Raw genomic sequence first — 1473 nt, forward strand, 5'->3', positions numbered from 1 at the left:
ATGCAGCGGATTGCAAATCCGTGGACCTCGGTTCGACTCCGGGAGGCGCCTCCATCATTCAGAAAAAACCAGTCCTAGTGACTGGTTTTTTCGTTTTTGACCCCGCTAAAAGCTTCCTACGTACCCATTTCAATGCTTATCAAAGAAATCTTTGTTACGGATATACTTGCTCATTAAGTGGTAAGAGAAAGGTCTTATCAGCCAACTAAAGATAGAGCGACCAAGGCGGATTAATGTAGGAGTGTTCTCATAGATTCGTCCGTTATAAAGCCAAAGCACTTTACCTACATGCCAATAGAGCAAAGGAACCGGTGGCATGAAGGTCACGATGTCGATGTCACAGCAAATTCGGTAGGTCTTCTTACTCATGCGATAGTGCTTTCGAAAGCTCCAATCACCAATGGCGGGTTGGCCAAAAGTCACTATTCGTTTAATACAGCCTGGGTACTTTTGATCAAAGTAATCAGCGAAGACACAACCGATAGCGCCTCCGGAAGAGTGGCCAGTAATAGACACTCTTTTTCCTTGTTCGATGAGAGGTGTGAGCGTGGCTTCCAAGCGCTCAATAACGGTTAAGCCAAGCTTATCTTCATTACGACTTGGCTGGCTCTCTTGAAACATTAGATGGTAGAAACCCGCATGCACACGATAATTGAGCCCAATTCTCTTACAGCTTCTTGTCCATAGAGCAAAGGTTAGTAGCCAATCTGAGATACTGTGCGATCCTTTGATTACCACAACCACTTCATCTTTGTCGCTACTCCACAACACTCTAATCATGGTTTTACCAAACTGGTTCTTGATGATGCGTTGTCCATTAGGGTCAAAACCATAGCGAGTCTGCTTAAAAACTCTAGGGTAGGCGAGGTTACAAAGAACGGCATAGCGCTCATATTGATATCGTTTTAGTGGTTTCACATGTTTACTTCTTAATAAGAGTTACTTCAAACTCTAATCGTTGAATGTGAAAAGCACATGAAAACGCCATTTGCTTGGTTTAAAACAATAAAATCACCGCATTCAATTGGTATTTGAATCAATGGTTGTCAGTGATTTGTCCGTTTAAATTAGAAATCCAAGTATAAGAACCGTACAAGCTGCACTAAATTTATTCTTTTGAGTTCGATAATTAATCACTTGAATTAAAAGATAAAATTTATTGTTGACGAATTTTTTCCTTCCGTTAAAGTACACCTCGTTCTCACGGCTTAGGTCGCTGAGAGATGGTGTTTTTACTTTTCAGTAATCGGCCTCGCAAGATTGCGTTGCCCTGGTGGTGGAATTGGTAGACACAAGGGATTTAAAATCCCTCGGCGTTCGCGCTGTGCCGGTTCAAGTCCGGCCCGGGGCACCATCTATCTAGCTTCTACATTTTGAGTAGAGTGATGAACAAAGAGTTGTTCTCTTAAATCACTATTAAAGGCGCCTTGGCAGAGTGGCTATGCAGCGGATTGCAAATCCGTGGACCTCGGT

Annotated in this window: 1 protein-coding gene and 1 tRNA gene; one reads left to right on the top strand and one right to left on the bottom strand. The window is 42.8% G+C overall.

Going from position 1 to position 1473, the window contains the following annotated elements:
- Positions 1-129: 129 nt before the first annotated feature.
- Entirely contained in the window at positions 130-918 is a 789-nt protein-coding gene (locus AB6E54_RS22585) for a lipase family protein (RefSeq protein ID WP_017064543.1), read from the bottom strand.
- Positions 919-1267: 349 nt separating this feature from the next.
- Here AB6E54_RS22585 and AB6E54_RS22590 point away from each other — a divergent pair.
- Positions 1268-1354: transfer RNA gene (locus AB6E54_RS22590), tRNA-Leu, on the top strand.
- Positions 1355-1473: the final 119 nt, after the last annotated feature.

The organism is Vibrio sp. 10N.247.311.49 (assembly GCF_041467655.1).
Lineage (GTDB): Bacteria > Pseudomonadota > Gammaproteobacteria > Enterobacterales > Vibrionaceae > Vibrio > Vibrio crassostreae_C.